14 protein-coding genes and 2 pseudogenes are annotated in these 11808 nt (G+C 42.2%); 4 read left to right on the forward strand and 12 right to left on the reverse strand.

What is annotated here, in order from left to right:
- Nucleotides 1–255: pseudogene (locus J5I83_RS09015) on the reverse strand (transposase); the annotation flags it as partial.
- On the opposite strand from J5I83_RS09015, the gene J5I83_RS09020 reads away from it, so the two are divergent.
- The gene (locus J5I83_RS09020) at nt 237–611 is read left to right on the forward strand and encodes a hypothetical protein (protein ID WP_304055184.1); all 375 of its coding nucleotides are present in this window, start codon (nt 237–239) and stop codon (nt 609–611) included. The pseudogene J5I83_RS09015 and the gene J5I83_RS09020 overlap by 19 nt on opposite strands.
- A 90-nt stretch (nt 612–701) precedes the next feature.
- Here J5I83_RS09020 and J5I83_RS09025 read toward each other — a convergent pair whose 3' ends face one another.
- From J5I83_RS09025 to J5I83_RS14560, 3 genes are read right to left on the reverse strand one after another with little or no spacing between them, the layout of a single operon-like run.
- Nucleotides 702–884: a hypothetical protein gene (locus J5I83_RS09025; protein ID WP_304055168.1), complete on the reverse strand. Its 183-nt coding sequence runs from the start codon at nt 882–884 to the stop codon at nt 702–704.
- Between the two features lie 31 nt (nt 885–915).
- Nucleotides 916–1212, reverse strand: coding sequence for a DUF4277 domain-containing protein (locus J5I83_RS09030; RefSeq protein WP_304055169.1), 297 nt, complete (start codon nt 1210–1212; stop codon nt 916–918).
- Nucleotides 1185–1352 (reverse strand): DUF4277 domain-containing protein, encoded by a 168-nt coding sequence (locus tag J5I83_RS14560; RefSeq protein WP_369683413.1) that lies wholly within the window; start codon nt 1350–1352, stop codon nt 1185–1187. Before J5I83_RS14560 ends, J5I83_RS09030 begins: the two co-directional genes overlap by 28 nt.
- Before the next feature lie 335 nt (nt 1353–1687).
- On the opposite strand from J5I83_RS14560, the pseudogene J5I83_RS09035 reads away from it, so the two are divergent.
- Nucleotides 1688–1798: pseudogene (locus tag J5I83_RS09035) on the forward strand (IS630 family transposase); the annotation flags it as partial.
- A gap of 225 nt (nt 1799–2023) precedes the next feature.
- On the opposite strand, the gene flgM reads toward J5I83_RS09035, so the two are convergent.
- Nucleotides 2024–2347, reverse strand: coding sequence for a flagellar biosynthesis anti-sigma factor FlgM (gene flgM / locus J5I83_RS09040; protein WP_304055170.1), 324 nt, complete (start codon nt 2345–2347; stop codon nt 2024–2026).
- Between the two features lie 251 nt (nt 2348–2598).
- On the opposite strand from flgM, the gene J5I83_RS09045 reads away from it, so the two are divergent.
- Nucleotides 2599–3336: an EI24 domain-containing protein gene (locus tag J5I83_RS09045; protein ID WP_304055172.1), complete on the forward strand. Its 738-nt coding sequence runs from the start codon at nt 2599–2601 to the stop codon at nt 3334–3336.
- A 353-nt stretch (nt 3337–3689) separates the two neighbouring features.
- Nucleotides 3690–3830, forward strand: a complete 141-nt coding sequence (locus J5I83_RS09050) for a hypothetical protein (RefSeq protein WP_304055173.1) — start codon at nt 3690–3692, stop codon at nt 3828–3830.
- Between the two features lie 516 nt (nt 3831–4346).
- Here the strand turns inward: J5I83_RS09050 and J5I83_RS09055 are convergent.
- The 7 genes from J5I83_RS09055 to J5I83_RS09085 all read right to left on the reverse strand — a co-directional run.
- On the reverse strand, nt 4347–5570 hold the full coding sequence (locus tag J5I83_RS09055) for an ABC transporter permease (protein WP_304055174.1): 1224 nt from the start codon (nt 5568–5570) through the stop codon (nt 4347–4349).
- Entirely contained in the window at nt 5567–6343 is a 777-nt protein-coding gene (locus J5I83_RS09060; protein WP_304055175.1) for an ABC transporter ATP-binding protein, read from the reverse strand. Before J5I83_RS09060 ends, J5I83_RS09055 begins: the two co-directional genes overlap by 4 nt.
- Entirely contained in the window at nt 6343–7500 is a 1158-nt protein-coding gene (locus tag J5I83_RS09065; protein WP_304055176.1) for an efflux RND transporter periplasmic adaptor subunit, read from the reverse strand. Before J5I83_RS09065 ends, J5I83_RS09060 begins: the two co-directional genes overlap by 1 nt.
- Before the next feature lie 91 nt (nt 7501–7591).
- Nucleotides 7592–9127: a M48 family metalloprotease gene (locus J5I83_RS09070; protein ID WP_369683414.1), complete on the reverse strand. Its 1536-nt coding sequence runs from the start codon at nt 9125–9127 to the stop codon at nt 7592–7594.
- A gap of 245 nt (nt 9128–9372) precedes the next feature.
- Nucleotides 9373–10749, reverse strand: coding sequence for a phosphomannomutase/phosphoglucomutase (locus J5I83_RS09075; protein ID WP_304055181.1), 1377 nt, complete (start codon nt 10747–10749; stop codon nt 9373–9375).
- Nucleotides 10750–11106: 357 nt separating this feature from the next.
- Complete coding sequence (locus J5I83_RS09080) at nt 11107–11310, reverse strand: zinc-finger domain-containing protein (RefSeq protein ID WP_304055177.1); 204 nt, start codon at nt 11308–11310, stop codon at nt 11107–11109.
- Between the two features lie 21 nt (nt 11311–11331).
- On the reverse strand, nt 11332–11808 hold a 477-nt coding region (locus J5I83_RS09085; RefSeq protein WP_304055178.1), incomplete at its 5' end, for an aminotransferase class IV.

The following is an 11808-nucleotide window of genomic DNA, read 5'->3' on the forward strand; positions in this document are numbered from 1 at the left end:
CCCGCTCCAGCAGGCTTACTCCATCTTTATCCGGCTCGCTCCAAATAGCAAAGTACGAATGGACCGTGCGCCACTTCGGAAATTCGCTTGGCAACATGCGCCACTGGCAACCGCTCTTGAGTAAATACAACACCGCACAAAATACTTCGTACAAATCGATTCGAGTGGACTGGTCCTCTTGCGCGCACTTTCCAGCAGTGGGCGGATCTGCTCGAACTGTTCGTGACTGATATCACTTGGATAACGTGTTCTCATCTTGCAAGTATCACACTTTTTCCGTCAAACCAAAAGACTTTGAACGGGTTCTTAGAGATTTCTGGACCACTGAAGCTGCTTTAATGACAGTGATGCTGGCCTATAATTTGATGAGTTTGTTTCGTCAGGCAGTATTACGAAGTGATACTGTTTCAGGTAAGGGTGATGTTCAGCATACCCCCAAAACCCTACGTTACAAGCTCTTTGCTAAAGCCGGTTATATTACCCACGAGAGCAGAAAAAAGATTATTAACCTGGCAGTTGCCATGCAACAACGTGAATGGATTAATGGTCTGTGGGACAAATCCAAGACCCTTGATCTCCCCGTTAAATTTAGCCCAATATTCACATCTTAATTGGTTCTAATGGAAAATCTGGGTTCTCTGAGTCAGGCTTTCGGCGGTATGTAAGGTGCTATCGGCGACAATCGCTCGCAAGCTGACATCCTATTGCAGTTGGGCCATGTACTGCTCAAGCGTCTGTTTAAGGCTGGCTTTATCGGCATTATTGTCGCTTAACGGTTCCATCAACAACGGAATCCCCGCTTGTCTTTCTACAATCAATTGCAAAACCGCCTGATTCAAATCCGGTCGATGATCACGGCTATAACCTTGGGTTATGTGAATCAATTGACTGTCTTCATCAATCGGCAACTAGCTGTTATAGACACCGTCGGTATGGAAGCTGGTCGAATCCAGATGGCCGGTTTGGCAATGGCAAGCCCAGCTTTTGGACACTGTGAACCGCTAGTTGGCTGTAAAAAGAACTGCAACCATACGCATGGATGGCATCCAACGTCCGGTCTAGTAAATTATCATTTAGTTGGGCCGCGGTTATGCCCTCGCCAATCAGGTGTCCAGCCGGTTTGTTCCGGAAAAAATGCGGCGTCAGGTACAACACCCGCTGGGTAAAACCCAGACCATTTAGAATCATGGCTTTAATCGCCTGACCATACAATAGGATACGATCTGCTGTTCTTTATTCGATATCAGGGCATCAATTCGTTCGGCCAAACCCAATTCATCAATCATCCTCGAAACTAGACTGAGATGATGAATGACTCGGCTGTAATAGGTATTTTGTTGGGGCGTGGCCATGGTGCTGGTTTTAATACGAATTACCAGATTAAATTCCCTAAGAATCAAAGAAAATGAACATGCCAATTAACAACGATACTGAAATAATTCTGGTTGGGTCAAATTTTGCTGCGGAATGTAGGATAAAATAATATGTTACGAATTATAAATTTTAGGCGAGATTATGAGAAATGCTTTTTGAGTAGACTCTGGCTAAGGCCCGCCAGCGGTGCGTGGAAGAAGGTCCGGAAGCTGTGCTGAAAAATCACCTCCCGGCACCGAAACTGACGCACAAACAGATCGCTCTGAAGCCCTGGCAGCAATAGGAATGGCGCATCCTAGAAGTCAGCGCGGAGTTCATGGCGGCCATGGAAGACGTGCTGGATCTTTATGAGTAGTCCTATGATCCGCTGCGACCGGTAGTGTGCTTTGACGAAAATCCCAAACAATTGATTGCCGAAGTGCGCCCACTGATTCTCGCCGAACTTGGGGCACCGACGCGTTATGACACCGAAGACGAGCGCAAGGGTGTCTGGGTATGTGCCTATCGCGACAGATACCAGACAAGGACCAGCTGTGCCGCGAGGTCGAAGCCAATAAATCCAGGCGCGCAATGCGAAGGCATGCCGATCAAATGGCGTTTTACCTCACAAGACGCACGACGTAAATTAGCTCGACTGGCAGTAATGACATCATGTATTATTTTTTTTGGCTTGAATGAGATCCTTCACTGTTTTTAGCAGTTGATCAGCGACTACTTCAGAATTAACTTTAAAACGACCTTCAATTATTGCTCGCTTAATCTCTACTATCTTAGCCGCATCCATATTTTCACTATTATTTTCGATAGAGTGCGATAGAATAGAAGAAAGGTTTATATGTGAATTATTTTCTGCTTGATTAATTTCCGGTTGAAGAGAACCTGATAACTTAGCAGAGGTGGATTTGTCATTATGCTTTTGCTTATTACTAATAATATTACTTGCTCGCGTTGGACTCGAGTTATCTATTTTCAAGATAAAATCCTTTTTCATAGAGATCACTAATAATTTAACGACATTTACCTAAAAAACTTTAGTTTAAGTAAATATGTCATAAATTTTTCTCTTAATTATTGTATTACATGCTATGTATTTATGTCCTTAATAAATTTTTAGAAATGAAAAATAGCTGAACAACTATTGAATATATAGTCATAAAGTTATTCATGCACTTAGGTATTTGTACTCCTTCGAATATTTTGAATTTTTCTTATAATTGATATTAGATGATTCAGATTTTTAAAGCATTTTCATTAGCTTTCCGTAATCTTTTTAATCTTAAGATTGTATGGATACTGGTTTGGCCACTTTTCGCTGCTACCTTACTTTGGATAATAATTGGTAAATTTTTTTGGACTCCTTCAGTTGAATGGGTTATGGAAATTATTCCATATACCATTATGAAGGATTGGATTGATGAGTCAAATCTAATAAAAATTACTGATGGCATTAGAGATATATTAAATGTAGTTATTTTTATTATGTTAGTGATAATGACAAGCATGATAATAACTGCTCTATTTGTTATGCCATCACTGATTGATTTTGTTGCTAAGCGATATTACCCGTTACTTGACCGGAAAAACGGTGGAAGCATCATGGGTAGTTTATTTCATGTTATCTCTGCAACTATTGTATTTATAGCGTTGTGGAGTATCGCTATTCCTTTCTGGTTTATTGGTATTGGAATGTTAATATCTTTTTTAGCTGCTGCCTATCTGAATCAGCGATTATTTGGCTATGATGCAATATCAGAACATGCTAGTAAGGAAGAATTAAAAATTTTACTGGCAACAGACAAATTATCACTTTGGAGTTTAGGATTATTAACTGGCCTCGTTCAGTTTGTGCCATTTCTGAATTTATTTGCTCCAACATTAACTGCATTAGCGTTTATTCATTTTGAATTAGCACGTTTGGAAAAATTTCGTCATAAATCTAGCACTAATTCTTCTCAGAAATAATTCATAGGTTCTGAGTAATTAATTTTTAAGGATGAATATTCACTGCAATGATGGTGTCGATCGGAGAAAGTAAGCAATAGGGAGTATACCAGACTTGCTTATAGCGACTATGGAAGCAGGTGCATCTAGATTTATGGTATTTTGTTGTTTCATTTGATGTATTTTGTGTGTCAAGACGCTGCAACATGGCCCGCTAGATCTCGTATCTACTAGCTATCTTATAAATTTACTGGACAGCACATAACAATTCTGATATTAATGATACGGTCTTTCGAAATATGAATGGCCAAAGAGCTGTTGTATATTTAAATATAATTAATTCATCATATTTGTTTATATAGGAGATTAAGAAGATGAAATCTGCCCTCTTAGTAGCTATTCTTATGGCGTTGGCTTTGACTGCTTGTGGCGAGCCTAAACCAGCTCAGTATCCACCTAGCGCCATGATGGAACGTGAATCAATGCCTGATAAAGGTGATGAAGATAAAAAATAATTAATTAAATTATATAGAATGATCAAAGTTTTGAAACCGCTCTTAACAGGGCGGTTTTTTTTTCTTGATCATATTTGAAAATAGCCCGTTAGGGATATCAAACCTGACGAAGGAATACGCAATATCTTCGTAGCTTAACTTCGAAGCTGGGTAATGGAATAGACGCTCGTCATTCAAAGCGGTATCAAGATGCCAAAATAGTCGTGCAATATGACTAATAAACGAGAGGGGAATACCAGCTAAAGAAGATCACAAGCGAAGGTATTGATTCGGCAAAAGGAGTATTTTTCTTTTTCTCTGGGGAGATGTGCAGCGGTGGGTTGCTCTATTAAAAGCAATTGTGCCGAAGAAAATTGATCGAGTATTTCGCCAATTTAGAACCAACCCTGATCTGAGCGATGCGGTTTATCAGAGCAGCCTCAATCCTGGTAAATTTCATCTCTCTTGAATGTCCTCCCTCCAACTTCAATATTGATGCAAATCGTGTTGGTTTTTCAGAGATGATGGATTATTTGTTTATTCATAGCGTAATGCTTCTACTGGTTTTAATGAAGCCGCTCTTTTGGCAGGATAGAAACCAAAAAATATGCCGATCATTGTTACAAAGGTGAAAGCTAAGCCAATCATGCTGAGCGTAATGACAACCGGCATATCTGCAATCTGACTTACTATCCATGCTCCACCGATTCCAAGCATCACACCAGTCAATCCACCTAGAATACAAATCATCAAAGCTTCCAGTAGAAACTGTGTGAGGATTGCACGACGACTGGCGCCTATAGCCATACGAATTCCAATTTCCCGGGTACGCTCCGTCACCGATACCAGCATGATATTCATGATCCCGATACCGCCAACCAGCAGTGAGATCGAAGCAATCGCTCCCAGTACCCATGCCATTATTTTGGCTGTTGTGCTCGCAACAACTGCTAGCGCTGTCAGATTACGTACGGTAAAATCATTTTCCATTCTGTCGGAAAGACGATGACGCTGGCGAAGCAGGCGAGTAATTTCTGCTTCTGCTTCTTCCATCATGTCTGCTGATGTGCTTTGAACCAGCATATAGTTGATCGATCCAGGAAATTGATTGCCTAGAATCTGGCGTTGAGCAGTGGTAAGTGGGATAAAAACATTATCATCTTGATCGCGCCCACTAAGGCTTTGCCCCTTGGCGACAAGAACACTAACGACCAGAAATGGTCTGTTAGCGATACGAAGTATTCTGCCTATAGGATCTTCCATTCCAAACAGATTCTCGGCGGCTACTTTTCCTAGTACAGCAACGCGTGTATTAGAGCGCAAGTCTGCTTCAGAAAATATCGAACCACTCTCTACTTCCCAATTACTAACAGAAAAATAGTCTGGAGTTACACCTGTTATCGTTGTACTCCAATTATTAGCGCCATAACTAAACTGGGCAATTCCAGAAACGACAGGTGCAGTCGCTTCAACTGAGGATAATTCTGCTATGGCTTGCGCATCACCTGCTGTTAATGTTTTTACGCTGCCACTGCCGAAGCGTAATCCTCCTGAGGAGGTTGCGCCCGGTACTACGATTAATAAATGACTTCCCATAGAAGCTATTGTGTTGCTAATATTGATTTGAGCACCTTGACCGATGGATAGCATCAAGACGACTGCGGCAACGCCGATGATCATCCCAAGCATGGTTAGCCCGGTGCGCAAGCGATTGAGTTGCAAGGCACGAAAGGCTTCACTAATAATGATCAACAATTTCATGGCTGACTTGTAATTCTTTTGTCCTGGAACGGTATAGATAAAAGAGTGCCTTTGCCTCCATCCTGGATAATGCGGCCATCCTTCAATCGAATGAATCGGTTAGCATAGGAGGCGATATCATCTTCATGAGTTACCAGGATAATCGTTATACCCTGATCACTATTCAGCTGTTTAAATAATGCCATGATTTCATGACTGGTCTGGGTATCAAGATTGCCAGTCGGTTCATCAGCCAAGATAAGCTGTGGTTGATTGACCAATGCCCGACTGATTGCTACACGCTGTTGCTGTCCACCGGAAAGCTGATTGGGATAATGCAGCGTAAATTGACCCAGACCTGTTTGCTGTAGTAATGTCAATGCGCGTTTGCGGCTTTCATTGCGATTCATGCCAGCATACAGTAGTGGGGCTGCAACATTATCTAGTGCGGTCATACGCCTGAGTAAATTAAAACCCTGAAATACAAAGCCTATATTACGGTTTCGTACATGCGCCAACTCATCATTAGATAAATATGCCACATTGCGGCCAGCTAACCAATAGTTACCACTTGTAGGTGTATCAAGGCAACCCAGTATGTTCATCAAGGTAGACTTGCCAGAACCAGATTGCCCCATAATAGCAATAAATTCTGCAGGGTAAATTTCAAGATTGATATCAAAAAGTACCTGATGACGAATTGGTTGGTTTGTATGACTTCCCAGCTGATATACTTTGCATAAATCTTCCACCCGAATCAATGTTTGGGTAGGGGTGCGGTCTTTGCCTGACATTAGAACATCCTGAACCTGAAATTGCTTATAGATGATTCATTTTGCTTTTTGCCGGCAGTATCACCAATAATCAGCTCATCCCCTTCTTTTAGATCGCCCGAAATGATTTCAGTGTAATTCCCATCCGTGATTCCTGTTACGATATTTATCGGTGCAGGGATGTTGTTTTTAAGGCGGTAGAGCTGAGGCTGACGAGTTTGTCTGGCCGGGGGTATGCCAGAGGCAGACATTGTATTGCTCGGCTTATAGCGAAGTGCTGCATTAGGTACACGAAGAACGGCGTTTTTATGGTTTACGATGAAACGGACATTCGCTGTCATGCCAGGTAACAGCGTGCCATCATCGTTGATGACTATTGCGACCACGTTATAGGTAACAACATTTTCCTGAATAGTCGGATTTAATCGTATTTGTTTAACAAAAGCGGTGAATTCCCGTTCCTGGAATGCATCTACCGTAAAGGTGATTTCCTGATCAGCATGTATCTGGCCAATATCAGCTTCGGCAACACTGATATTAATCTGCATTTGCCGAAGATCGCGGGCAATCTGAAACAGGATAGGTGTCTGGAAACTAGCCGCAACAGTTTGCCCGACATTCACGTCCCGCGCGACAACTACGCCGGAAATTGGTGACCGAATGACACTGTAATTCAAATTGGCGCGATCACGTTCAACGTTAGCTTTACTAACAGCTACCTGAGCATGGGCGATATCCAGTTCCCGTTCAATTTCATCGAGTGCTTCATTGGAAATAAATCCTTTTTGTAAAAGAGTGCGACCACGAGCAGCCTTGCTGGCTGCATTTCTTGCGGTGGCTTGAGCGCTCTTAAGGTTAGCCTCTGATTGCTGCAATTGCGCTTTGAGCAGAGCTGGATCAAGTTCAGCCAGAATCTGACCTGTTTTTACCTGATCATTAAAATCTACATAGATTTTGAATACAGTACCCGATACTTGGGTGCCTACATTGACAAGCTCAACTGGCGTTAGCGTACCATTGGCCGAAATAATTTGAATAATGTCTCCACGGTCAACTGTCTTAGTTCGGTATTCTTCTTTTCCCGATTCTAGTGTTTTGCTTGTATATCCATAAATCGCGCCCAATAATAGAATTATCAATAAAACAATCGATTTATTTCTGAAATTAAGGCGTGTCATCAGAGAGTGAATCAAATCTTATCTGGGCAATGAAATTATTAAGTAGAAGATTATTTGCGTTGATGATTGGCTTTAAGAATGACAACCGGAATCATTCCTTTTTTTCATTGGCAGCAACGAATTCCTTGAGCTGCCGCAGGCGAGCTTCTACACTGGATAATTGATAAAAATTGCCATTATCCTTACGTAAAGCAATCTCTAATTGCTCAATTGCAGCACGATACTTTCCTTCTTGGATATAGATTTCTGCCTGCGCGCGATGCTGGAGCATAGCGTTTCCAAGCGCAGCGTGGCATTGTGCTTCCAGCCGATAAAGATTGATATCATCATGAATGACTTGCGACTGCTTGTTGATGAATTCAAGTGCGACCTCTGCATTTTTGTGACTTAGTAACGCTGCTATGTAATCATAAATTAATGCACGGTGCTGGGGATATGCTTTTAGTGCATTTTGGTAAATATTGAATGCATCTTTAATTTGCTTGTTAGCCAGTTTAACACGTGCTGCAAGTGTTTCAATCATGGCTCCCGATTGTAAATAGTCGCTCTCAACCAGAACGGGTTTGCCCAAACGGTGATTCTTAAGCAGACTGACAGTGTGATCAGCTTGAATGACCCGGTAAAGTTCGTTTAACTCCTTCTCGGCACGCTTATGCTGCTTATCACGTAATAGTGCATAAATCAGACCATAACGCTCTGCAGTCTCATTTGCATATCGCTTATCTTGTAGGCGTGAATCAAATTCCGTTACTCTATCGGCAGAATTTCCCTGCAAAGCTTTCAGCTTAGCTCGAACTAAATGAAAGTCGATGCTGTCAGGAACTTGACGATATGATAATTCTCGTGTGCGATTCTCAATATCCGCTATGCGCTCATAAGTGAGTGGATGCGTTCTCAGATAAGAAGGTGCTCCGTTTTCATAATATCGCCCGGCATTTTGTAAGCGTTCAAAAAAGGCTGGCATTCCATGAGGATCAAACCCAGCTTTATATAAAATATTAAAACCGATTCGATCCGCTTCCTTCTCATGTTTACGTGTAAAGTTTAACTGTGACTGAATAACGCCGGCTTGTGCAGTAGCGAGGACTGCCTGGCCTGCTTGAGGATTGGAGCGAGATGCGAGGATAGCCAAAGCAAGTGCAGCAATGGAAGTGATGAGGCCGATATGTTGCTGTCCAGAAATCATTCTTGCAAGATGTTTCTGGGTAACGTGCGCAATTTCATGTGCCATAACCCCTGCTAATTCAGATTCACTCTGCGCGGCGATAATTAATCCACTGTTGAAACCCATGAATCCACCTGGTAAAGCAAATGCATTAATGGACGGATCTTGCAGCGCAAAAAATTCGAATGACTGATCGAATTTTGCTTCATTTGAGGCTGAAATGAGCCTATTACCTAGGTTATTGAGGTAGCCTGCTACTTCAGCATCATTCAGATAACTGGGATCTGCGCGGATTTGACGCATAATCTGCAAGCCGATCTCTCGTTCTTGACGAGGTGTGATCGTGGCTTGTGATATATCACCAAGGTCGGGGAGCTCGTCTGCAAAAATATTTGCAGGAAATAATAGTGGTAATACAATGATCAGGTAGTAAAGTTTCATGCCAATTTGATAATTGTTCACAAATCAAGTTCCCCTATTGTGTCGTAACATACAGCATAACTGTTCAGGAGAAAATGAGTTGCATTAATTACAGGAATACATCGCGTGGCTGGCCAACTTGATCAGTTTAATTACAGCATAATTTGGTAGCTTATTTTTACTATATGATTTGAATAGGATAGCTTTCTTGACTGGTAAGCGTAATGACAAACGGTTTTACGGCGAGCTTTTTAATGCTGCGAGAAACGCTGATCAGGCATTAATTCTTAGAAGGGCAATGCGGCGTCTGGTTTGAACTGTAGTATGATGTTACGGAAGTCTTGTTGTATACGCTGTAGTGCTTCCTCATCATCTGCTTCAAAACGTAAAACCACAACTGGGGTTGTATTTGAAGCGCGTATCAGACCGAATCCATCCTTGTATTCAACCCTTAATCCATCGATGGTGACAATTCTCTCTGGATGATTGAAGTGTGCATTTTTTTGAAGCTGTTCTATCAAGGCGTGATTTTCCCCTTCTTTCAGTTTTATTTGTAATTCCGGGGTATTAAGAGCATCTGGAAGAGCATGCAAGGCGGCATTAATATCATTTTGCTTACTTAACAACTCTAATAATCGGGCTGCTGTATAAAGCGCATCGTCAAAACCATACCAGCGTTCCTTGAAAAAAATATGACCACTCATTTCTCCTGCTAGTAGTGCGCCAGTTTCTTTTAGCTTACCTTTAATAAATGAATGCCCTGTTTTCCACATGACGGGTTTGCCATCATGCTGTTCGATCCATTTTGCTAAATTGCGTGTGCATTTAACATCGAAAATAATTTGTCCGCCAGGGTTTCGAGATAATACATCTGCAGCAAATAACATGAGTTGGCGATCAGGGTAAATAATGCATCCATCTTTGGTTACAAGCCCAAGCCGATCACCATCGCCGTCAAATGCAAAACCTATTTCTGCATCAGTAGTAGCTAAAGCATGAATGACGTCCTGCAGATTTTTGGGTACTGATGGGTCTGGATGATGATTGGGGAACATTCCATCTACATCGCAAAATAACTCTATTACTTCACAACCCAAGTTCCGGTAAAGCGCCGGTGCAAAAGTTCCTGTTATCCCATTGCCGCAATCAACAACGATTTTCATTGGACGAACTAATTTGACATCATTGGTAATGTGTTGGAAATAGGTTGACGTAATAACATGTGTTCTATAACTACCCCTGCCATATACTAAATTATTGTTTTCTATACGAGAACGTAATGCCTGAATTGTCTCAGCTGCTAACGTTTCACCGCCGAGAACTATTTTCAGACCATTGTAATCTGGTGGGTTATGGCTGCCTGTGATCATTACGCCGGTGTAGTTACAAAGCTCATGTGCAGCGAAATAAAGCATCGGCGTGGGTACCATGCCGACATCAATAACTTGAATGCCACTTTTCTGTAATCCTTCTGCCAAAGCTTGCGCAAGGGAAGGGCTGGATAGCCTGCCATCCCGTCCTATTGCAATAGTATTCAGTTTACGCGCTCGCGCCTCAGAGCCAATGGCATGACCAATCATTTCAACTACATCATTGGTTAGGACGGTGTGTACGATACCTCGGATATCATAGGCTTTAAAAACTTCATGTGGAATTTTGTTCATGGCGTAATGCCCCAAAGGATCAGGATTTAAAAGCAGTTGGCATGTAATTATTTGTTGGAATTTACTACTGTCTATTATTCCAATTATCCTGGAGCTGCAGTTGACGGGGTGTAGTGCAGTGACCGGGTGCGGGGTAATACGCGATGAAGCCACGGGGCGGCTCTCTCGGCAGCGAAGGGCAGCGCTGTATTCGCGCTTGGAGCAATATGCGATGTGCCCTGTAGTGATCTTACCATACAGGTGAAAAAGGAAATTCCAGAAATTCTCCTATATGCCATGATCTCAGCTTCCCAACTCGGCGGCCAGCTGCAGCTTCCAGGATTATTGGTTAATCAGAAATATTGTTTTCCGATTGATTCAATGATGTCCTGCTTTTGCGCCACCTTTCAAGATGTAACGTGTTCCACAATAAGGGCATAACACCTCACCGGTGGCTTCAATGGGTAAAAATACCCGGGGATGACTATTCCATAGTTGCATAGATGGTATCGGACAATGCAAAGGTAAATCGTCCTCAGTGATTTCAATTTGCCTCTGATTGAGCATGGTTGGGTTGTTCATGAAATGCTCCATTAAACTAAGTCAAACATAATGTAGCCAATCAGTATGATTGGTGGCTTTACCACTGACACAATCGAAAAACAAAGCCTGCAACTGCTGCGTAATTGGACCACGTTTACCATTGCCAATGACGCGATTATCGAGTTCTCGAATCGGAGTGATCTCTGCAGCTGTTCCTGTGAAGAATGCTTCGTCCGCGCAATAGACCTCATCTCTGGTAATGCGTTTTTCGATTACAGGGATATTCATTTCTTGTGCTAGCTCAACTACTGAATTGCGCGTGATGCCTTCAAGACAAGAAGTTAAATCAGGTGTGTAAAGCTTATCCTGTTTAATGATAAAAATATTTTCCCCCGAACCCTCGGCAACATACCCATCTACATCCAGGAGTAATGCTTCTTGGTAGCCATCCTGCGCAACCTCTTGGTGTGCCAAGATAGAATTGGTGTAGGTTGCCACTGATTTTGCACGGCACATATTGATATTCACGTGATGACG

The sequence above is a fragment of the Nitrosomonas communis genome (assembly GCF_024102715.1).
GTDB classification, from domain to species: domain Bacteria; phylum Pseudomonadota; class Gammaproteobacteria; order Burkholderiales; family Nitrosomonadaceae; genus Nitrosomonas; species Nitrosomonas communis_B.

Excerpts from the sequence above, each read along its gene's own strand:
- J5I83_RS14560 (WP_369683413.1), bottom strand. The coding sequence starts at position 1,352 with ATGGCCACGCCCCAACAAAATACCTATTACAGCCGAGTCATTCATCAT.
- J5I83_RS09045 (WP_304055172.1), top strand. The coding sequence starts at position 2,599 with ATGATTCAGATTTTTAAAGCATTTTCATTAGCTTTCCGTAATCTTTTT.
- J5I83_RS09075 (WP_304055181.1), bottom strand. The coding sequence starts at position 10,749 with ATGAACAAAATTCCACATGAAGTTTTTAAAGCCTATGATATCCGAGGT.
- J5I83_RS09050 (WP_304055173.1), top strand. The coding sequence starts at position 3,690 with ATGAAATCTGCCCTCTTAGTAGCTATTCTTATGGCGTTGGCTTTGACT.
- J5I83_RS09060 (WP_304055175.1), bottom strand. The coding sequence starts at position 6,343 with ATGTCAGGCAAAGACCGCACCCCTACCCAAACATTGATTCGGGTGGAA.
- J5I83_RS09080 (WP_304055177.1), bottom strand. The coding sequence starts at position 11,310 with ATGAACAACCCAACCATGCTCAATCAGAGGCAAATTGAAATCACTGAG.
- J5I83_RS09065 (WP_304055176.1), bottom strand. The coding sequence starts at position 7,500 with ATGACACGCCTTAATTTCAGAAATAAATCGATTGTTTTATTGATAATT.
- J5I83_RS09055 (WP_304055174.1), bottom strand. The coding sequence starts at position 5,570 with ATGAAATTGTTGATCATTATTAGTGAAGCCTTTCGTGCCTTGCAACTC.